Origin of the sequence: Bradyrhizobium sp. NBAIM08 (genome assembly GCF_020193935.1) — a bacterium.
Classification (GTDB): domain Bacteria; phylum Pseudomonadota; class Alphaproteobacteria; order Rhizobiales; family Xanthobacteraceae; genus Bradyrhizobium; species Bradyrhizobium yuanmingense.
Genome location: NZ_JADYVR010000142.1, coordinates 1 through 477, shown reverse-complemented (window position 1 = coordinate 477; position 477 = coordinate 1). Strand labels below are relative to the sequence as shown.

General features: G+C 73.0%; 1 protein-coding gene. It reads right to left on the bottom strand.

The window, feature by feature from the left end; genetic code table 11:
• Positions 1-49: 49 nt before the first annotated feature.
• Positions 50-477: EamA family transporter (locus I6F37_RS38815; RefSeq protein WP_225154192.1), on the bottom strand; the 428-nt coding region annotated here is incomplete at its 5' end.

Below are 477 nucleotides of genomic sequence, written 5' to 3'. Positions count from 1 at the left end.
ACGTCGCATGAGGCCGCTCGTGACCGGCCCCTCGTGACCGGGCCGCGCATCACTCCGACACGACGAGGTAGACCCCGGCCAGGCTCACGGCGGCCGCAACGACCGTCGCCGCGCCCACCGTTTCGTCGCCGAGCCACGCGCCGAGGAACAGGGCCACGACCGGGTTCACGTAGGCGTATGTGGCCACGCGGGCAGCGGGAATGACCCGCAGCAGGAAGATGTACGCGCTGAAGGCCAGCAGCGAACCGAACACGATCAGGTAGAGCAGCGCGAGCGCCGACCGGTGGGGCACGTCGGCCGGATGGAACGCCGTCCACTCTCCGGATGCCGCCGAGAACGCCGCCAGCGCCAGCCCGCCGAGCAACATCGGCATGCCGCTCGAGACGAGAGGGGAGTCGGACAGCCGCATCCGCCGCGCGCGCAACGTGCCGGCCGCCCAGGCCACGGCGGCGCAGGTCGTCACCGCGGCGCCCGCGG